General features: G+C 65.7%; 20 protein-coding genes. 11 read left to right on the top strand and 9 right to left on the bottom strand.

Annotation, left to right across the window (positions count from 1 at the left end):
* Positions 1-58 precede the first annotated feature (58 nt).
* The gene (locus tag V8U06_RS23270; protein WP_427142711.1) at positions 59-1,489 is read right to left on the bottom strand and encodes a phosphomannomutase; all 1,431 of its coding nucleotides are present in this window, start codon (positions 1,487-1,489) and stop codon (positions 59-61) included.
* Positions 1,490-1,654: 165 nt separating this feature from the next.
* Here V8U06_RS23270 and V8U06_RS23265 point away from each other — a divergent pair, with 165 nt between their 5' ends.
* Complete coding sequence (locus V8U06_RS23265) at positions 1,655-2,038, top strand: BA14K family protein (RefSeq protein ID WP_226921087.1); 384 nt, start codon at positions 1,655-1,657, stop codon at positions 2,036-2,038.
* Between the two features lie 52 nt (positions 2,039-2,090).
* On the opposite strand, the gene V8U06_RS23260 is transcribed toward V8U06_RS23265, so the two are convergent.
* Positions 2,091-2,390: a SelT/SelW/SelH family protein gene (locus tag V8U06_RS23260; protein WP_427142710.1), complete on the bottom strand. Its 300-nt coding sequence runs from the start codon at positions 2,388-2,390 to the stop codon at positions 2,091-2,093.
* Between the two features lie 181 nt (positions 2,391-2,571).
* On the opposite strand from V8U06_RS23260, the gene V8U06_RS23255 reads away from it, so the two are divergent.
* The gene (locus tag V8U06_RS23255) at positions 2,572-3,021 is read left to right on the top strand and encodes a DoxX family protein (protein ID WP_427142709.1); all 450 of its coding nucleotides are present in this window, start codon (positions 2,572-2,574) and stop codon (positions 3,019-3,021) included.
* On the opposite strand, the gene V8U06_RS23250 is transcribed toward V8U06_RS23255, so the two are convergent.
* A complete protein-coding gene (locus tag V8U06_RS23250) occupies positions 3,012-3,410 on the bottom strand; it encodes a hypothetical protein (RefSeq protein ID WP_427142708.1) in 399 nt (132 codons plus the stop codon). The genes V8U06_RS23255 and V8U06_RS23250 overlap by 10 nt on opposite strands.
* A 179-nt stretch (positions 3,411-3,589) precedes the next feature.
* On the opposite strand from V8U06_RS23250, the gene V8U06_RS23245 reads away from it, so the two are divergent.
* A complete protein-coding gene (locus V8U06_RS23245; protein WP_427142737.1) occupies positions 3,590-4,351 on the top strand; it encodes a Crp/Fnr family transcriptional regulator in 762 nt (253 codons plus the stop codon).
* A gap of 106 nt (positions 4,352-4,457) precedes the next feature.
* Here V8U06_RS23245 and pyrC read toward each other — a convergent pair whose 3' ends face one another.
* The 5 genes from pyrC to V8U06_RS23220 form a co-directional block, all read right to left on the bottom strand.
* The gene (pyrC, locus tag V8U06_RS23240) at positions 4,458-5,498 is read right to left on the bottom strand and encodes a dihydroorotase (RefSeq protein ID WP_427142707.1); all 1,041 of its coding nucleotides are present in this window, start codon (positions 5,496-5,498) and stop codon (positions 4,458-4,460) included.
* A gap of 146 nt (positions 5,499-5,644) precedes the next feature.
* A complete protein-coding gene (locus tag V8U06_RS23235) occupies positions 5,645-6,265 on the bottom strand; it encodes a nucleoside triphosphate hydrolase (RefSeq protein ID WP_427142736.1) in 621 nt (206 codons plus the stop codon).
* Positions 6,265-7,044 (bottom strand): ATP-binding cassette domain-containing protein, encoded by a 780-nt coding sequence (locus V8U06_RS23230; RefSeq protein WP_226921108.1) that lies wholly within the window; start codon positions 7,042-7,044, stop codon positions 6,265-6,267. Before V8U06_RS23230 ends, V8U06_RS23235 begins: the two co-directional genes overlap by 1 nt.
* On the bottom strand, positions 7,044-8,135 hold the full coding sequence (locus V8U06_RS23225) for an ABC transporter permease (RefSeq protein ID WP_427142706.1): 1,092 nt from the start codon (positions 8,133-8,135) through the stop codon (positions 7,044-7,046). The genes V8U06_RS23230 and V8U06_RS23225 overlap by 1 nt, the downstream gene beginning before the upstream one ends.
* A 288-nt stretch (positions 8,136-8,423) precedes the next feature.
* Positions 8,424-9,449, bottom strand: a complete 1,026-nt coding sequence (locus V8U06_RS23220; protein WP_427142705.1) for a sugar ABC transporter substrate-binding protein — start codon at positions 9,447-9,449, stop codon at positions 8,424-8,426.
* 287 nt (positions 9,450-9,736) lie between these two features.
* Between V8U06_RS23220 and V8U06_RS23215 the strand changes: the two genes are divergently transcribed.
* The 4 genes from V8U06_RS23215 (at position 9,737) to V8U06_RS23200 (ending at position 12,576) form a co-directional block, all read left to right on the top strand.
* Positions 9,737-10,966 (top strand): ROK family transcriptional regulator, encoded by a 1,230-nt coding sequence (locus tag V8U06_RS23215; RefSeq protein WP_427142704.1) that lies wholly within the window; start codon positions 9,737-9,739, stop codon positions 10,964-10,966.
* Positions 10,967-11,395 (top strand): RbsD/FucU family protein, encoded by a 429-nt coding sequence (locus V8U06_RS23210; protein ID WP_427142703.1) that lies wholly within the window; start codon positions 10,967-10,969, stop codon positions 11,393-11,395.
* Positions 11,396-11,545: 150 nt separating this feature from the next.
* Positions 11,546-11,722: a hypothetical protein gene (locus tag V8U06_RS23205; RefSeq protein WP_226921121.1), complete on the top strand. Its 177-nt coding sequence runs from the start codon at positions 11,546-11,548 to the stop codon at positions 11,720-11,722.
* Positions 11,723-11,850: 128 nt separating this feature from the next.
* Positions 11,851-12,576 (top strand): type 1 glutamine amidotransferase, encoded by a 726-nt coding sequence (locus tag V8U06_RS23200; RefSeq protein ID WP_427142702.1) that lies wholly within the window; start codon positions 11,851-11,853, stop codon positions 12,574-12,576.
* Here the strand turns inward: V8U06_RS23200 and V8U06_RS23195 are convergent.
* The gene (locus tag V8U06_RS23195; RefSeq protein ID WP_427142701.1) at positions 12,573-13,997 is read right to left on the bottom strand and encodes a PLP-dependent aminotransferase family protein; all 1,425 of its coding nucleotides are present in this window, start codon (positions 13,995-13,997) and stop codon (positions 12,573-12,575) included. The genes V8U06_RS23200 and V8U06_RS23195 overlap by 4 nt on opposite strands.
* Before the next feature lie 41 nt (positions 13,998-14,038).
* Here V8U06_RS23195 and V8U06_RS23190 point away from each other — a divergent pair, with 41 nt between their 5' ends.
* The 4 genes from V8U06_RS23190 to V8U06_RS23175 all read left to right on the top strand — a co-directional run bounded on the left by V8U06_RS23190 (position 14,039) and on the right by V8U06_RS23175 (position 16,836).
* Entirely contained in the window at positions 14,039-14,758 is a 720-nt protein-coding gene (locus V8U06_RS23190) for a pyridoxamine 5'-phosphate oxidase family protein (protein WP_427142700.1), read from the top strand.
* Positions 14,759-15,127: 369 nt separating this feature from the next.
* The gene (locus V8U06_RS23185) at positions 15,128-15,409 is read left to right on the top strand and encodes a GIY-YIG nuclease family protein (protein ID WP_427142699.1); all 282 of its coding nucleotides are present in this window, start codon (positions 15,128-15,130) and stop codon (positions 15,407-15,409) included.
* 350 nt (positions 15,410-15,759) lie between these two features.
* Positions 15,760-16,506 carry a F0F1 ATP synthase subunit A gene (locus V8U06_RS23180; protein WP_427142698.1) on the top strand — a complete coding sequence of 249 codons (747 nt, stop codon included), beginning with the start codon at positions 15,760-15,762 and terminating at the stop codon, positions 16,504-16,506.
* A 105-nt stretch (positions 16,507-16,611) separates the two neighbouring features.
* A complete protein-coding gene (locus V8U06_RS23175; protein ID WP_427142697.1) occupies positions 16,612-16,836 on the top strand; it encodes a hypothetical protein in 225 nt (74 codons plus the stop codon).
* Positions 16,837-16,855: the final 19 nt, after the last annotated feature.

Genomic DNA, 16,855 nt, shown 5'->3' with positions numbered 1-16,855 from the left:
TCAACAGGCTTTTTGAAGTTTTCGCAACAGCTTGGCGAAAACTTTCACCGACGAGCCGCTAGCGGCTCATTGCCCAATCGCGGATGCGCTGGAGGCCCGCGGCCAGAAGCTGCGCGGCGGCGGCCTCGTCGGCGGCTTCCACGTAGCAGCGCATTTCCGGCGCATTGCCCGAGGGACGGAAATGGATGACGGCGCCGTTTTCCAGCGTCACGCGCAGGCCATCGATGTCGCTCATCTTCTGCGGCACGCCGATGGGCGCGAGGAAAGCGGAAAGCGCGCCGGCGCCGGAACGCAGCTCGGCCATCAGCGCGGCGCTCGTCTCGACGGGAAAGTTCTCCAGCCGGTCGCTTGCCGCGGCGGGCAGGGCGAATCGCGCGGCGATTTCGGAGAGCGGCCTGTCTTCGGCCGCCCGCAGGGCGAGGACGGCGAGGACGGGCATCAGGCTGTCGCGGGTCGGCAGCGGGGCGAGCGCATGGCCGTTCACCGTGAAGGTCGTCGCCGTCAGCGTGCCGCCATTGGCCTCGAAGCCGGCGACGCCCGTCTCGCCCGCGGCCACGGCCTCGTTCATCGCCGCGATCACGAAGGGCGAGCCGACCCTGGTGCGCAGCACCGCGCCCGCGACGGCGGTCTCGATGCCGGAATTGGAAGTGACGGGCGTTGCGACCGCCGTCGCGCCAAGGAAGCGGCTGGCGATGAGGCCGATGAGGTCGCCACGGATCGGCGTGCCTGTTTCGTCGGCGATCAGCGGCCGGTCGCCATCGCCGTCGGCGGAAATGATGGCATGAAGGCCGTGCTCGACGGCCCAGCCCCTGAGAAGCGCGACGGTTTCGGGCGAGACGGCCTCGGTATCGACCGGGATGAAGGTTTGCGAGCGGCCGAGCGCGACGACGTCGGCACCGTAATGGGCGAGCACCGAGACGAAGAGATCGCGCGCCACGGTGGAGTGCTGATAGACCCCGACCCTGAGGCCCGCCAGGCTGCGTTCCGGCAGGAGCGTGCGGTTGCGGTGACCGTAGAGCGCCATGGCGGCATCGTGCAGGTCCTCGGCCGCTTCCTGCGCGGCATCGAAGACGGCGCCCTCGGTGCGGAGCGCTTCGGCGGCGGCGGTGATCGCGGCCTCGTCCGCCTTGTCGATCTCGCCGTCGGGCCGGTAGAACTTGATGCCGTTGCGGTCGGCGGGGATGTGCGAGCCCGTCACCATCAGGCAGGCGACCTTGCGGGCAAGGCCGAGCAGGGCCAGCGCCGGGGTCGGCAATTCACCGCAATCGCGCGGCTCAAGGCCGGCCCTGCGCAGGGCGGCGACGGCGATGGCGGAAATTGCCGGACTGGACGCGCGGAAGTCGCGGCCGATCAGGATCTCGTCTCCCGGCCTGGAAAGGCCGGCGGCGAGAAGATGGCGGGCGAAGGCGGTGGCATAGAGCGCGCTTGCCGGCCCTTCCAGATCCACGGAAAGACCCCTGAGGCCGCTGGTTCCGAATTTCAGGCTCATGCTGTCCTCACGCCCCTTGCGGATTGAAAATCCTGCGATACATCCCGTTCAAACACGGTCTCGATCATGAATAAAACAAAATACGTGAACGTAATGCAAAGCAGGGACGTGACAGGGAAATATCCCGAAAAGCGGGAAACATCCCGCGAGAACAGTGAGGATCACATGTCGAAGATTCGGAATCTCGTTTTCGGTTGTGCGATGGGCATTGCCTCCGCAATCGCGCCCATGGGCGCGGCCCAGGCCGTCCCGCTCGCCGTGCCGGATATGAACGTACAGACGAAAAGCGACGTGCAGAAGGCGCAGGTGGAATTCTGCGTCGGCTATGGCTGCGAGCGTCCGCGCTATTATCGCCGCCATCATCGCCCGTATTACGGCTATGAGCGCCGCTACTATCGCCCGCGCTATGAGCAGCCCCGCTACTATGGCGGCGGGCGTAACGCGCATGTGCGCTGGTGCATGAACCGCTACCGCACCTACGATCCCTATACCAACCGCTACCATGCGGGCGGCGGCGTCTATCGCGTCTGCTACTCGCCCTATCGCTAAGCGCGACAGGCAGGACGGAACGGACGGCGGGCTTCGGCCCGCCGTTTTCGTTTCAACCGTTGTTGTGATCGGTCCGATCCGTATGGCCGAGATCGCGGCCGGGCTCGATGATGTCGCGCACCCGCTGTTTCAGTTCCTTCGGCCCCGGAAAGCCGCCATCGCGCTTGCGCTCCCAGACGAGCGCCTCGCCGACGCGGATCTCGAAATTGCCGCCCGTGCCGGGAATGAGGGCGACTTCGCCCAGGGCATCGGAAAAGGTCGACAGAAGCTCCTGCGCCATCCAGCCGGCCCGCAGCAGCCAATTGCACTGGGTGCAGTAGAGAATGGAAACGCGGGGCTTTTCTGCGGACATGGCGACCTCCTCTTTCGGTCCCCCAGCATACATTGGCGGAAGCGTCTTGGCACCCGGCGGATCGCGTTCGCCTCACGGAAATGTCAACTCAATTTATCAAGTTTTGTCGGCGGACATCTTGTCGCAGCCGACTTCCTGTCGGAGAGGAATGCGCCCACAACCTTCCGACAGGAGCCTCCCCATGACCGAGCTTGCCAGCCCGAAGCCCCGCCTGATTCTTCCCGCCCTTGGCGGCCTCTATTCGACCCTCCATGAGGGCGCGGAAACGCTCCTGCGCCTTGCCGCCGGCGGCCTGCTCGCAACGCACGGCTATGGCAAGATCCTCGATCCCTTCGGCGCAAGCGGCATGGTGGAAAGCCTCGGCTTCTATCCGGGCACCTTCTGGTCGCCGCTGCTTTCAGCCACGGAATTCTTCGGCGGCATCCTCATCGCCATCGGCCTCTTCACGCGGCCGGCCGCCTTTGCCGGCATGATCGTGCTCGCCGTCACCGTCTATTTCCACGGCATCGTCGCCGGCGAAGGTCTGATGGGGGCTGAAAAGTCGATCCTCTGGACGCTGATCCTGTTCTTCTTCGCGGTGCGCGGCGCCAACAGCCACTCCGTCGACGCCAAGCTCGGCCGTCAGTTCTGAGTTTCCTCTGCGGGCGGCTGCGGTTTCTGCCGCAGCCGCCCGCGCACCAGCCCGGCCAGCGCCTCGCCGTCGAAGGGTTTGCGGGCGACCGAAATGCCTGGGAAGCCGGCGATGCCGTCGGGGTGGCTGTCCGTGATGGTCGTGAAGACCAGCGGTACGCCCGCCGCCATCAGTCGTTCGATGCGCGGCATGATGCGCCGCGCCTCCAGCGGCACGTCGAGCAGACAGAGATCGATCTGCGCCAGCGCCGCATCGTCCCATTGGTCGAGCTGCTCCGGCCGCAACAGCGTGATGCGGCAATCCAGCGCCGCCTTGATCAGATACTCCGCATCGAGCGCGATCAGGAATTCGCGCTCGGCAATCACGATGTGCGGAAGAAAATGGTCCATGGCGCCGCACTCCTCGTCCATGTGGAACCGCGGGAATCGGGCGGTTCGGGAGGCGGACTGTGGGCCGGGGGGCCAAGGGTGTCATTTAAAAAAGACATAGGCCGGTGTGGAACAACTCAAGGTGTCCGGCGTTCTGAGGCCAACCGCGGGGCGGCAGGAGAACGAGGGGAATGGGCGTGATGGACCAAGGCGCGGCGGTCAGCCTGCAACCGAAATGGCGTACGCCCTGCCAGCTATGTCCCCTGCGCGCCCTGCCCGCCTTTCGGGATTTTTCTCCGAAGGAACTCGAATTCGTCGCACAGTTCAAGAGCGGCGAACTGACGGTCGAGCGCGGCGCGACGATCCTCGTCGAGGGCATGCACAGCGCCCATCTCTTCACCGTTCTGTCCGGCTGGACCTTCCGCTACAAGCTACTGACGGACGGGCGCCGGCAGATCATGAACTACGGCCTGCCGGGCGATCTCATCGGCCTGCAAGGCAGCCTGATGGGCGAGATGGACCATTCCGTGGAGGCGCTGACGCCCGTGACGCTCTGCGTCTTCGAGCGCGCGAAACTGGACCGGCTGTTCGAGCGTCATGCCTCGCTCGCCTACGATCTGACCTGGATCGCCGCCCATGAGGAACGCATCCTCGACGAGCACCTCCTGAGCCTCGGCCGGCGGACGGCGCTGGAGCGCACCGCCTATCTCGTGTCCTTCCTCCACCAGCGCGCCCATGCCTCGGGCCTCAACGGCGGACGGCGCACGATTCCCATCACCCAGCAGCATGTGGCCGACACGCTCGGCCTCTCGCTCGTCCACACGAACAAGACGCTGCGCAAGCTCGCGGACCGCAAGCTGCTGCGCTGGCAGGAGCGCGGCTGCGAAATCCTCGACGCGGACGCGCTTCAGGCGCTGGCGGGATGGGAAGGGCTGCAGCGCGGGCCGCGACCCTTCATCTAGAGTTTGTCAGGTTCAGATTGAACCAGACATGCTCCATTCCGGCTCTTGTTTTTCCGCGCTAACCGGCATCGAAGCGATGCCGTCTCGGCGGGAAGGACTGAAGCGTCTAGGCGACGTCCCAATGCAGCGGGAACATCGGGTCGAACACCGTGACCGGCCCCGCGCCCGTCTCGATCTTGGCTGGGAAGGACACGGCCTGCGCCCGCTTGACGAGGCGGATCGTCTCCTCGTTGGCCGGCAGGCCGTACCAGGCCGGGCCGTTCAGCGAGGCGAAGGCTTCGAGCCTGTCGAGCGCACCGTCCTCCTCGAAGACATGGGCAAGGCAGCTCATCGTGTTGATCGAGGTATAGATGCCGGCGCAACCGCAGGCGCATTCCTTCAGCGGATCGACATGCGGCGCGGAATCCGTGCCGAGGAAGAAGCGCTTGTCGCCGGACGTGGCGGCAGCACGCAGCGCCAGCCGGTGTTCCTCGCGCTTGGCGACGGGCAGGCAGTAATAGTGCGGCTTGATGCCGCCGACGAGGATGGCGTTGCGGTTGATGATCAGATGATGGGTGGTGATCGAGCCGGCGAGATTGTCCTTGGCGGATTTGATGTAGTCGATGCCGTTCTTCGTCGTCACATGCTCCATGGTGACGCGCAGGTCCGGCAGGCGCTTGCGCAGCGGGTCCAGCACCGTCTCGATGAACACGGCCTCGCGGTCGAAGATATCGACCTCCGGCGTCGTCACCTCGCCATGCACGCAGAGCGTCAGGCCGATCTTCGCCATGCGCTCCAGCACCGGCATCGCCTTGTCCATGTCGCGCACACCGCCGTGGGAATTGGTCGTCGCGCCGGCGGGATAAAGCTTCACCGCGTGGATCAGGCCGCTCCTGAAGCCGGCTTCGACGTCGTCGGCATCGGTGTGCTCGGTGAGGTAGAGTGTCATCAGCGGCTCGAACCGGTCGCCCTTGGGAAGGGCAGCGAGGATGCGGTCGCGGTAGGCCGACGCATCCGCCGTGGTGACGACGGGCGGCACGAGGTTCGGCATGATGATCGCGCGGGCGAAATGGCGGCTGGTGTCGCCGATCACGCCTTCGAGCATCGCCCCGTCGCGCAGGTGCAGGTGCCAGTCGTCCGGCCGGCGGATGGTGAGTTCAGTGGTCATCGGCATGTCTCCCGTCTTGAAGCCTTCCGCTGGCGGAAGGCTTCAACTCCCTGTTCTGGCGCAATCACGGATGCAAAACCGCTTGGCAGTTTCGCCGGAATTGCTTTCGTGTTGCGATAGCACCGGAAGGGACGGCCGACAATTCCTCAGAAAAGATCGATGGTGAGGTCGGCGGGACGGGAGTTGTCCAGGATGCGCTTTCCGTTCGGCAGGTCGTTGCCGTAGAGCTTCCAGTGGATCTGGTCCTCCGGCAGCGCGTATTGCAGCCAGCGCCGGCGCAGGCGCTCTTCCAGCACCGCATAGGGCGGGCCGACGAAGATGGTGAAGTCGAAGAGGCCGTCGAGCCGGTCCCAGGGCGCGTCCCGGAACAGCAGGTAGTTGCCCTCGGCGAGGATGAACCGCGTTTCCCCGGGAATGGCCCGCGCCGCATTGATGGCGATCTCGCGTGTCCGGTCGAAAACCGGCACCAGCACCTCGCCCTCCGCCCGTTTCAGCGCCGCCACGATATCGACGAAGCCACGCCCGTCGAAACTTTCCGGCGCCCCCTTGCGCGGCAGGAGCCCGCGTTCGGCAAGGATGCCGTTGTCCATGTGGAAGCCGTCCATCGGCAGGATTTCCGCGCGTTCGCCGCGGGCGAGCAAGGTTTCGCGGAGCGCTTCCACCAGCGTCGACTTTCCGGCCCCGGGGGGGCCGGCAATGCCGATCATGAAGCGGCGCGCGTTTGCCGCGCGCCGCTGGAGATCATTTGCGATCGCATCGACAGTCATCATGCGGCGACGGCCTCGGCCGGTGCCTTCGCCCCAGTCATGAAGGCAACGGCGTCGGACATGGTGTAGTCCTTCGGATTGATGACGGTGAGCCGCCGGCCGAGCCGGTGGATGTGGATGCGGTCCGCCACCTCGAAGACATGCGGCATGTTGTGCGAGATGAGCACGATCGGGATGCCGCGCCGGCGCACGTCGAGGATCAGTTCCAGGACGCGCCGGCTCTCCTTGACGCCGAGCGCCGCCGTCGGTTCGTCGAGGATGATGACCTTCGAGCCGAAGGCCGCCGCGCGGGCCACGGCCACGCCCTGGCGCTGGCCGCCCGAGAGCGTCTCCACCGCCTGGTTGATGTTCTGGATGGTCATCAGGCCGAGTTCGGAGAGCTTGTCGCGGGCGAACTTTTCCATCGCGCCGCGGTCGAGCGTGCGGAACAGGCTGCCCATGACGCCGGGTTTGCGGATTTCGCGGCCAAGGAACATGTTGTCGGCGATCGAGAGCGCCGGCGAAAGCGCCAGGTTCTGGTAGACGGTCTCGATGCCGGCCTTGCGCGCCTCGATGGGCGAGCGGAAGGTGACGGGCTTGCCTTCCAGCCTGATCTCGCCCTCGTCCGGCGTGATGGCGCCGGAGATCGCCTTGATCATCGAGGACTTGCCCGCGCCGTTGTCGCCGATCACGGCGAGGATTTCGCCGGGATAGAGATCGAAGTCGGCATTGTCGAGGGCGGTGACGCGGCCGTAGCGCTTGACGAGCCCTCTTGCGGTAAGAATGGGTTCCTGAGCCATCAGCCTGCTACCTTTCTGATCCACTGGTCGATTGCGACTGCCGAGATGATGAGGACGCCGATGAGCAGATACGTCCATTGCGGGTCCGTGCCGATGAGGCGAAGGCCGAGCGAGAAGACGCCGACGATGAGCGCGCCGAAGATCATGCCGAGGATCGAGCCGCGCCCGCCGAAGAGCGAGAGGCCGCCGATCACCACCGCCGTGATCGATTCGATGTTGGCGAACTGGCCTGCGGTGGGCGAGACCGAGCCGATGCGGCCGATGAGCGCCCAGCCGGCGAGCGCGCAGATGAGACCGGACAGCGTATAGACCGAGACCAGCATGCGCTTGACGTTGACGCCGGCGAGCTCCGCCGCATCGGGATCGTCGCCGACCGCGTAGACATGGCGGCCCCAGGCGGTGTGGTTCAGCACGTACCAGAGGAGGGCGACCAGCAGCACCATGGCGATGACGCCATAGGTGAAGACCGCGCTGCCGAGCTTGAAGGTGCTGCCGAAGAACTGCAGCAGCGGCGCGTTCGTGGCGATGTCCTGCGAGCGGATCGTCTCGTTGGCCGAATAGAGGAAGTTGGAGGCGAGGATGATCTGCCACATGCCGAGTGTGACGATGAAGGGCGGCAGCTTCATGCGGGCGACGAGCAGGCCGTTGATATAGCCGCAGAGCGCGCCGCAGGCCAAGCCACAGGCAACGGCCACCACCGGCGGCAGGCCGTAGCGGAAGGTGAACTGGCCCATGACGACGGACGAGAGCACCATGATCGCACCGACCGAAAGATCGATGCCGGCCGTCAGGATGACCAGCGTCTGCGCCGCGCCGACGATGCCGACGATCGCCACCTGCTGGAGGATGAGCGTCAGCGTGAAGGCGGAGAAGAACTTGCTGCCGAGGATGGCGCCGAAGATCGCCACCGACAGCACGAGCACGATCAAGGGCACGGCCGAGGGACTGCCGTGCAGGAAGTGCTGGAATTTCTGGATGGGTGTCTTGTCATTGGTGTCGAAGGACGCCACCTGCGTGGAACTGCCCGAGAGCACCTTCTCGAATTCCTGTGAGGGCTGCGAGCCCTGCGAGACCGTCGTTGTCTCACTCATGATCCTGTTCCTCCCTTCCGTGTGCCGACCGTCGCGGCATTGCCGGATGAAATGATGCACGGACGCATCGCGGTGGCGCTTGCGCATCCGCCGCCTTCTGCGGGCGGCCTCCTTCGCGAACGGCCGGCATCGTCGCCGCCGTCCCCTGAGGAGAAAGGTGCCCACGTCTCACTGCTGTTGTCAAAAACTAAGGGTGCGTTCCAGGCTTTGCCTTTGCGCCATTGCGCACGCCACCCGATCCGTCCGTGGCGGATGGCCGGCCCGGTCATGCCGGGCCGGCTTGGAGCCTTAGCCCCAGCACTTGTCCTTGCCGGTCTTGGTGTCGATGGATTCGACGCCTGTGGCCGGCTTGTCGGTCACGAGCGCGACGCCCGTGTCGAAGAAGTCCTTGCCTTCGGTGGCCTTCGGCTTTTCACCGGTATCGGCGAACTTCTTGATCGCCTCGATGCCGAGCGAGGCCATCATCAGCGGGTACTGCTGCGAGGTGGCGCCGATGACGCCGTCGATGACGTTCTGGACGCCCGGGCAGCCGCCGTCGACGGACACGATCAGAACGTCCTTCTCACGGCCGACGGCCTTCAGCGCTTCATAGGCGCCGGCAGCGGCCGGTTCGTTGATGGTGTGAACGACGTTGATGGTCGGGTCCTTCTGCAGGAGGTTTTCCATGGCGGTGCGGCCGCCTTCCTCGTTGCCGTTGGTCACGTCATGGCCGACGATGCGGGCATCGTCCTCGTCGCCGATCTTGGTGATGTCCTTCACGTCGATGCCAAAGCCCTTCATGAAGCCCTGGTCGCGCAGCACGTCGACCGACGGCTGGGACGGCGTCAGGTCGAGGAAGGCGACCTTGGCGTCCTTGGCGGCGTCGCCGAGCGTGGCGGCGGCCCACTTGCCGATCAGTTCGCCGGCGAGCAGGTTGTCGGTGGCAAAGGTCATGTCGGCCGCGTCGATCGGCTCCAGGGGCGTGTCGAGCGCGATGACGAGAAGGCCGGCGTCACGCGCCTTCTGCACGGAGGGAACGATGCCCTTGGTGTCGGAAGCGGTGATCAGGATGCCCTTTGCGCCATCGGCAATGCAGGTCTCGATGGCGGCGACCTGGCTTTCGCTGTCGCCGTCGATCTTGCCGGCATAGGACTTCAGCGTGACGCCGAGTTCCTTGGCCTTCGCTTCGGCGCCTTCCTTCATCTTGACGAAGAAGGGATTGGTATCGGTCTTGGTGATCAGGCAGGCGCCGACATCGGCGGCGGAAGCCGGCGCGGCAAAGGCAACGCCGAGAGCAAGCGCGCCGAGAGCGGCGGAAACAATCGATTTCTTCATGGTATCCTCCCAAGGACGAAACGGGATGCACTCCTCTCCTGGAGCCATCCGGTCGCAGGTGGCCGAGCGGCTCCTCCGTCAGCCGACCTTGCTTCCGATGCTGAGAAGAACACCAAAAGAAATGCCTGTCAATAAATAAATCGAATTGAATTATTAATTCTATGTGGCATGCTCTGACAAAGATCGGGCGAAAGCCCCGGCAGGGTCGTTTCCGGTGGAAGAGCGGAACGCCAGCCGATAAAGAACCGTAAGGGGCAAATGACGCTCCTACGGTGCGGGAGGAGACGATGACGAAGATTGCTGCTGCGGCACCCGCGCCGCCGGCCGAAATCCTCGACCCGAGCGGGGGGGCCAACCAGGTGCGCGTGCGCGCCTATAACGAGCGGCTGGTCATGTCGCTGGTGCGCCGGCACGGCAGCCTTTCCAAGGCCGATATCGCGCGGCGCAGCGGGCTTTCCGCCCAGACCGTGACCGTGATCATGCGGGCGCTGGAGGCCGAAGGGCTGCTGATGCGCGGCCCTCCGATGCGCGGCAAGGTCGGCCAGCCCTCGGTTCCCATGCTGCTCAATCCGGATGCGGTCTATTCCTTCGGCCTGAAGATCGGCCGGCGCAGCGCCGACATCGTTATGATGGATTTCGTCGGCGGCATCCGCCGGCAGGTTCGCCGCACCTATGCCTATCCCATGCCCGGCCCGCTGCTTTCCTTCATCGAGGACGGCCTTGCAGAGCTGCAGGCGGCCATCACGCCCGAGGAGCGCGGCCGCATCGCCGGCTTCGGCGTCGCCGCGCCCTTCGAACTGTGGAGCTGGGCAAGCGAGGTGGGTGCGCCACAGGCCGACATGGACCAGTGGCGCGGCGTCGACCTCGAAGCCGAGATCGCCAGGCGCGTGCCCTATCCCGTCATGCTGCAGAACGACGCGACGAGCGCCTGCGCCGCCGAGCTCGTCTTCGGCCTCGGGCCGCAATATCCCGACTTCCTCTATCTCTTCATCGGCTCCTTCATCGGCGGCGGCGTGGTGCTCAATTCCGCCCTCTTCACCGGGCGTACCGGCACGGCCGGCGCCATCGGCCCCCTGCCCGTGCAGGGCCGCGACGGCGAGACGGTGCAGCTCTTGAAGATCGCCTCGATCTACCGGCTGGAAAACCTGCTGCGCGACCACGGCATGGACCCGAAGGCGTTGTGGTATTCACCCGACGACTGGGTGGATTTCGGCGCGCCGCTGGAAATCTGGATCGACGACATGGCCGCGGCGCTCGCCCAGGCCGTTGTCGCCTCCGCCTCGGTCATCGACTTTTCGGCCGTCATCATCGACGGCGGCTTTCCCGGCTGGGTGCGCGAACGGGTCGTGGCGGCGACGCAGGCCGCCGTCGCCCGGCTCGACCTTCAGGGCGTCACGATGCCCGAGATCATCGAAGGCGCTGTCGGCAGCCGCGCCCGCTCCATCGGCGGGGCCAGCCTGCCGCTCTTCTCCCGCTATCTTCCGGACCAGAACGTCCTCTTCAAGGAGCTTGCCTGAATGCTGAAAGGCATCGATCCCATTCTCAGCCCCACGCTGCTTTCGACGCTGCGCGCCATGGGCCACGGCGACGAGATCGCCATCGTCGACGGCAACTATCCGGGGGTCGAGCATGCCCGCCGGCTGATCCGCCTCGACGGCGTGGCGCTGATTCCCGCGCTCAACGCCGTGCTCTCGGTGATGCCGATCGACGATTTCGTCGACGAAGCGATCTTCCGCTCGACCTTCCGCCAGGAACGCGACACGCTCAAACCGGTGCATGACGAGATCATCGCCTGCTGCGCCCGGCATGAGCCGGCGCAGACCGTCGTGCCGCTGGTGGGCGCCGCCTTCTACGACCGCGTGCGCGCGGCCCACACGCTGGTGCAGACCAGCGAACCGCGGCTCTACGCCAATGTCATCCTGCGCAAGGGCGTCATCTATCCCTGAACAAGGCCAAAAGCCGCATTGCGGTTCGTGTCAGGAATTGCATCGAATGATGCCCCTGTTTCCTGCGGAACAGCGGCAGGTCAGGCGATGTGAGACCTTCTGATCACCGGATGAGAGAGGCTCATCCTTCAAGAGATCAGGAGAGACCCCATGCGCAAGTTCATCGTTTCCGCCACCGTTGCCCTCGTCGCCGCCGTCTCCTTCGCGGCCCCGTCGCAGGCCGGCTACTACAGCTACGATTACCAGCCCTATTGCTTCGTCAAGAAGATCAAGTCCTACGACTACTACGGCAACGTCATCGTCAAGAAGATCCGCGTCTGCCGCTGATACCCCCCTTCCCCGCGATCCTCCCCGCCTCGCCCGGCTCGCAAGAGCCGGGTTCTTTCTGTCGGCAGACCTTGAACCGGAGGGACGGGCATGGTTGTTTCCCTTCACGCGAAATGAAGGAGCATGACATGCGGGTTCTGGTGGTGGAAAACGACAAGGTGACCCTGCTCGGTCAGGTCGGCCTCGCGCTGGAAGAGGCGGGCGCGGATCTCGACATCTGCCGCCCCCATGCCGGCGAGGCCCTGCCGGACGACGAGACCGCGCATGATGCCATCGTCGTCATGGGCGGACCGCAGAACGCGCTCGACGACGGAGCTCATCCCTATCTGCCGGCACTGGCCGCCCTGATGCGCCGCTTCGGCGAAGCGGAGAAATCCGTGCTCGGCGTCTGCCTCGGCAGCCAGCTTCTGGCGCGCGCCTATGGCGCGGAGAACCATATCGGCACCGCGCCAGAATTCGGCTGGTGCCCGGTGGCGCTGACGGTGGAGGCGGCCGGCGATCCCGTGCTTTCGGCCGCCGCCGGCAGCTTCCCGATCTTCCAGTGGCACAGCGACACCTTCAGCCTGCCCGAGGGCGCGGTACGGCTCGCCACCAGTGCAGGAGCCGAGAACCAGGCCTTCCGCATCGGCCGCGCCACCTACGGCACGCAGTTCCACTTCGAGGCGGGCCGGGAGGTGGTCGATAGCTGGGCGACGATCTTCCCCGACTATATCGAGAGGTCCGCGCCCGGCTGGTTGGCGGAGCGCGCCGCCCATGCCGCCAGGGACGGCGCCAGCGCCGAAGCCACCGGCCTTGCACTCGCCCGCGCCTGGGTCGCCACGATCAACGCCGCCGAAGCCCGTGCCGTCGCTTAACCGAGGGCAAGCGCGAAGCGGTTTGCCGCGGCGCGCAGCACCTCGGGCGCAAAGCCGGAAAATCCGATCACCAGACCCTGCCGCGGCGGGTTGGTGACGGCCATGGCCGAGAGAGCGCGCACGCCAAGGCCCGCCTGCCGGGCAATCTCCACCGCCGCCGTGTCCGCAAGCCTTGCCGGCAGGCCGGCGACGAGGTGCAGGCCCTGGTCGGGCACGGTCACCGACAGGCTCTTCGCGGCCGACAGGCCTTCCACCAGCGCATCGCGCGCCGCCTCGGCCTGCCGCCGGGCGCGGCGCAGATGCGCGGCGAAATGGCCTTCGCGGATGAGGTCGGTCAGCGCGGCCTCGGCCAGTGTCGGCGGACTGCGGTCGGACCGGCTGCGCAGCGCCACGACCGCTTCCAGCAATGCATCGGGAATGACCGCATAACCAAGGCGCAGGCCCGGAAAGAGCACCTTGGAGAAGGTCCCGAGATAGATCACCCGGCCGCTGTCATCCATGCCCTGCATGGCGGCGAGCGGCGGACCGGCGAAACGGAACTCGCTGTCGTAATCGTCCTCGAGGATCCAGCCGCCCGTTTCGCGCGCCCAGTCGATAAGGGCGAGACGGCGGCGCATGCTCATGGTGACCCCGAGCGGAAACTGGTGCGAGGGCGTCACATAGACCGCACGGGCGCCGGGCGTGGCACGCGCGATATCCGCACCCTCCGCATCGACCGCAAGGCCCGACAGGACGAGGCCGTTGCCGGCAAAGGCGGCGCGGGCGCTGGGATAGCAGGGGTCCTCGATCATCACGCGGTCGCCCTGCGACAGTACGGCGCGCAGCACGAGGTCGATGCCCTGCTGCGTGCCTGTCGTGATGACGATGGAGCAGGCTTCGCAACGCACGCCGCGCGCCTGCCGCAGATAGGCCGCGACCGCCTGGCGCAGGGCCTCGCCGCCACGCGGATCGCCATAGTGGAAATGCTCCGGGCCGGGGCGGGCGAGATGGCGCGTGAGCAGTGTCCGGAAGCGGTTCAGCATGCGCGCATCGGCCATGGCGACGCCGAGCGTGCCGGGCAGCGGCATCGCCGGCGGCACGGGGTCCACCTCCAGCGGCACGGCGGGTTTCACGTTCGGCACCCGGTCGGCGACGAAGGTGCCGGCGCCGGTGCGCGCGACGGCATAACCTTCGGCGATCAGCGTCTCGAAGGCGGCGACGACGCTGCCGCGCGAGGTCTTCAGTCGGGCGGCGAGATCGCGCGAGGGCGGCAGCTTGCTGCCGGGTGGAATGCTGCCGGCCTCGATGAGGCGGCGCAGCTCGCGGTAGAGCGCGGGCGTGCGCTTGCCGGCGGTCGGCAGGACGGGGACGAGCAGGGACCAATCCGGCAGATTGGTCTTTTTTCTTTCATCTGAATTGGTGCTTTTTCGATCCAATCGCATGGCGCACCATGGCGGCCCATCGTTTGAAAGGCAAGCCCCGCATGAGCGTCGAAACCGAAGCCACCTATCCCGTCACCGCGCGCAACCGCGTCAAGCGCCTGCACGAGCGCGGCAGCTACGACCGCGCGGCGGTGCATGCGATCCTCGATGCGGCCATGCTCTGTCACGTCGCCTATGTCATCGACGGCCAGCCCTATGCCACGCCGACGCTGTTCTGGCGCAAGGGCGACACGCTCTACTGGCACGGCTCCTCGGCGAGCCGCATGCTGCGGCACCTGAAGGCCGGCACGCCCGCCTGCCTGACCGTTGCCCATCTCGACGGACTGGTACTCGCCCGCTCCGGCTTCAACCATTCGGCCAACTACCGCTCCGCCATGTGTTTCGGCACCGCCCGGCTGGTCGAGGACCCGGAGGAAAAGATCGAGGCGATGCGCGACGTGGTCGACCGCTTCTATCCGGACCGCAGCGCGTTGTTGCGCCCCATCACCGCGCAGGAGGCCAAGGCGACGACGATCATCGCCATGCCCATCGACGAGGCGGCGGCGAAGGTGCGCGCCAAGGGCGTCGGCGACGACGAGGCGGATTTCGCCCTGCCGATCTGGGCAGGCGTCATCCCCGTCACCACCTTGCTCGGCGCGGCCGCCCCCTGCCCCCGGCTGGTGCCGGATGTCGACAAGCCGGAGACCCTCGCCATCTTCCCGGAAGGCGGCCGGCTGGATGACGCGCTACAGGCGGGGCAGCAGGCCTATGAGGGCGGCTGAGGCGTTGGCACGGACGGTCACGCTTCACCCAGTTCGCCCTGAAGAAGAGGCGGAAGAGTACCGAGAGCCTCTTCTGAGAGGAAAGGGATTTCCGTGTTTGTGGGTCCTCGGGTCAAGCCCGAGGAAGACGGAGGGGAGGAGGAGGCTTCCCACCCATCGGGCGTAGCGGCGCTGGCTCTGGCATCGATGCAGGACGGCTTGCTAAGGTCATAAGAATGACCATGAGATAAGGATGACGGAAAAATGGAACACGGTGCGCCGAGGCGATGAATCCCATACGCCCAACCGCTCGCTGGGTGGGAAAACTTATCCTCCCCTCCGTCACCCTCGGGCTTGACCCGAGGGTCCACAGCCGCTCACTCTGCCCGCATGGCGGGATATGTGTACATCGTCACCAACCAGAAACGCGGTACGCTTTACATCGGTGTGACGTCCGATCTGGAGCGCCGTATCTATGAGCACCGCGAAGGTCTGACACCGGGTTTTTCCTCGAAATACGGCTGCAGGCGTCTGGTCTGGTATGAAGAACATGACAGTATCGGATCGGCCATTCAGCGGGAGACGTCGCTGAAACGCTGGTATCGGCGCTGGAAAATCGAATTGATCGAGGCGATGAATCCGGAATGGCACGACTTGTATCTGACATTTTGATGGGGCGTGCCGCGTTCGGCAAGGTCGGCGGGAGACTTCGTTTCTCACGCCATCATTGACCGAATGTCAGGGAGCGGAATGCCTCCCCCATCCTCGACTGCCGCCGTGCACCACAGTTGGGCCCCTTGCCATCCCCCCTCACACGGGCTAGACAGCCTTCGCGCGGGACGACCTGCGCCTTGTTCGTTCCGGGGACGGCCCCTTTTCTCCTAGTCGAGATCAGGCAGTCCCGTTGAACGCTCCATCCCCCTCCCTTTTCAAGCCAGCTCCGCGGTTTCCATGCATCGTGCATCGCCCTTCGGCATGCGCGGCCTCTCTTCCGTGTGCTGGCGCCTTTTCGAGGACAGACCATGGCCGGACCCATTGAACAATTTCGGATCAAGCCGCTAATCCCCTTCGAGATCGGCGGGCTCGACCTGAGCTTCACCAATTCTGCCGCCTATATGGCGCTGACGGCGATTGCGGCCGGCGGCGGCCTGCTCCTTGCCACCCGCCGGCGAAGGCTCGTCCCCGGCCGCGGGCAGGCGAGTGCAGAAATGCTCTACGAGTTCGTCGCCAAGACGTTGCGCGCCAATGCGGGCGAGGAGGGCATGCGCTTCTTTCCGCTGGTCTTCTCGCTGTTCCTGTTCATTCTCGTCGCCAACCTCATCGGCCTCTTTCCCTATGCCTTCACCGTGACGAGCCACCTGATCGTCACCTTCGCACTGGCCATGCTGGTGTTCCTGACCGTAACGCTCTACGGCCTCTTCCGGCACGGCGCGCGGTTCCTGCGGCTCTTCGTGCCCGATGGCGTGCCCCTGGTGCTGACGCCGATCATCGTGCCGATCGAGGTGATCTCCTACCTCTCGCGCCCTGTCAGCCATTCGGTGCGTCTCTTCGCCGTCATGCTGGCGGGCCATATCACGCTGAAGGTCTTTGCCGGCTTCGTGGTCTCCATGGCCGGTCTCGGCACGCTGGGCATCGTCGGAGCCGCACTGCCCTTCGTCATGACGGTGGCGCTGACGGCGCTGGAACTGCTGATGGCGCTGATCCAGGCCTATGTCTTCACCATGCTGACCTGCATGTATCTCAACGACGCGCTGCATCCCGGCCACTGAGAAAGGCCGGCCCTGTGCCGAAACCGCACAGGGCCGGCGATTTTCCCTTCACGGGATGGAAAGGGCCATGGCGTAGAAGGAACGGGATCAACGAGGTCTTCGCCCATGCAGATTGCCGGCATCATGAACACCGCCCTTCAGGGTATGGCGAGCGAAACGGCGCGGGCGGAGAAGGCCGCGCGGAGCCTTGCCGGCGCGGACGGCGCGCGTGACCCCGCACTCGACATGATGGACCTCGTCACCGCCGAAATCGGTTTTCGCGCCAATGCCGCCGTCTTCGAGACGGGGGCGGATCTCTGGGGCATCCTGGCGACGATCAAGCGCGATTGAGGACAGACAAAAGGGAGGC

Source organism: Shinella sp. G-2 (assembly GCF_050172695.1).
Taxonomy (GTDB): domain Bacteria; phylum Pseudomonadota; class Alphaproteobacteria; order Rhizobiales; family Rhizobiaceae; genus Shinella.
The sequence above is the reverse complement of the archived record's forward strand: the minus strand, read 5'-3'. Positions and strand labels throughout refer to the sequence as shown.

Bases quoted from the DNA above. Each gene is read 5' to 3' on its own strand.
- V8U06_RS23270 (WP_427142711.1), bottom strand. From the start codon at position 1,489: ATGAGCCTGAAATTCGGAACCAGCGGCCTCAGGGGTCTTTCCGTGGAT.
- V8U06_RS23265 (WP_226921087.1), top strand. From the start codon at position 1,655: ATGTCGAAGATTCGGAATCTCGTTTTCGGTTGTGCGATGGGCATTGCC.
- V8U06_RS23260 (WP_427142710.1), bottom strand. From the start codon at position 2,390: ATGTCCGCAGAAAAGCCCCGCGTTTCCATTCTCTACTGCACCCAGTGC.
- V8U06_RS23255 (WP_427142709.1), top strand. From the start codon at position 2,572: ATGACCGAGCTTGCCAGCCCGAAGCCCCGCCTGATTCTTCCCGCCCTT.
- V8U06_RS23250 (WP_427142708.1), bottom strand. From the start codon at position 3,410: ATGGACCATTTTCTTCCGCACATCGTGATTGCCGAGCGCGAATTCCTG.
- V8U06_RS23245 (WP_427142737.1), top strand. From the start codon at position 3,590: ATGGACCAAGGCGCGGCGGTCAGCCTGCAACCGAAATGGCGTACGCCC.
- pyrC (WP_427142707.1), bottom strand. From the start codon at position 5,498: ATGACCACTGAACTCACCATCCGCCGGCCGGACGACTGGCACCTGCAC.
- V8U06_RS23235 (WP_427142736.1), bottom strand. From the start codon at position 6,265: ATGACTGTCGATGCGATCGCAAATGATCTCCAGCGGCGCGCGGCAAAC.
- V8U06_RS23230 (WP_226921108.1), bottom strand. From the start codon at position 7,044: ATGGCTCAGGAACCCATTCTTACCGCAAGAGGGCTCGTCAAGCGCTAC.
- V8U06_RS23225 (WP_427142706.1), bottom strand. From the start codon at position 8,135: ATGAGTGAGACAACGACGGTCTCGCAGGGCTCGCAGCCCTCACAGGAA.
- V8U06_RS23220 (WP_427142705.1), bottom strand. From the start codon at position 9,449: ATGAAGAAATCGATTGTTTCCGCCGCTCTCGGCGCGCTTGCTCTCGGC.
- V8U06_RS23215 (WP_427142704.1), top strand. From the start codon at position 9,737: ATGACGAAGATTGCTGCTGCGGCACCCGCGCCGCCGGCCGAAATCCTC.
- V8U06_RS23210 (WP_427142703.1), top strand. From the start codon at position 10,967: ATGCTGAAAGGCATCGATCCCATTCTCAGCCCCACGCTGCTTTCGACG.
- V8U06_RS23205 (WP_226921121.1), top strand. From the start codon at position 11,546: ATGCGCAAGTTCATCGTTTCCGCCACCGTTGCCCTCGTCGCCGCCGTC.
- V8U06_RS23200 (WP_427142702.1), top strand. From the start codon at position 11,851: ATGCGGGTTCTGGTGGTGGAAAACGACAAGGTGACCCTGCTCGGTCAG.
- V8U06_RS23195 (WP_427142701.1), bottom strand. From the start codon at position 13,997: ATGCGATTGGATCGAAAAAGCACCAATTCAGATGAAAGAAAAAAGACC.
- V8U06_RS23190 (WP_427142700.1), top strand. From the start codon at position 14,039: ATGAGCGTCGAAACCGAAGCCACCTATCCCGTCACCGCGCGCAACCGC.
- V8U06_RS23185 (WP_427142699.1), top strand. From the start codon at position 15,128: ATGGCGGGATATGTGTACATCGTCACCAACCAGAAACGCGGTACGCTT.
- V8U06_RS23180 (WP_427142698.1), top strand. From the start codon at position 15,760: ATGGCCGGACCCATTGAACAATTTCGGATCAAGCCGCTAATCCCCTTC.
- V8U06_RS23175 (WP_427142697.1), top strand. From the start codon at position 16,612: ATGCAGATTGCCGGCATCATGAACACCGCCCTTCAGGGTATGGCGAGC.